Source organism: Lactobacillus sp. UMNPBX19, assembly GCF_002553805.1.
Taxonomy (GTDB): Bacteria; Bacillota; Bacilli; order Lactobacillales; family Lactobacillaceae; genus Lactobacillus.
In genome coordinates this window covers 1-394 of sequence record NZ_PCYR01000142.1, presented here as the reverse complement: position 1 = coordinate 394, position 394 = coordinate 1, and the positions used below count along the sequence as shown (strand labels likewise).

The window sequence follows — 394 nt, the reverse complement described above, 5'->3', positions numbered from 1 at the left end:
GTTTTTTATGAGTGTTATGATTTTTTTGATAACCAATAGATGAGTCCAAAGGGTACTTTTGATTCTGTACCATTTAAAATTCGTTTAACATTGCTACGGTGTCGGTAGAATACAAATACGGTTAATACAAGCGCTATAGTTGCTAAAAACCAATCGTGAAGCCAGAATGCTGATAGTAGGGTAACGACTGTAAAACCAAGCATTGAGCCAACAGAGACCATACTAGTGAGCAATATTGCTGTTATAAAGGCAATCACAGCGGCGAGGAACATAACTGGACTATAGAGTAATAACACCCCAACAGAAGTAGCAACGGCCTTGCCACCCTTAAATCCAATCCATATAGAGAATGTATGTCCCAAAATGGCACCTAATCCGACCACCATAAACATCC

The 394-nt window shown here is 39.3% G+C and carries 1 protein-coding gene; it reads right to left on the bottom strand.

The features are described 5' to 3' along the window. Positions 1-14: 14 nt before the first annotated feature. The coding region (locus CP370_RS09485; protein WP_199160334.1) for a glycerol-3-phosphate acyltransferase at positions 15-394 on the bottom strand (380 nt) is incomplete at its 5' end.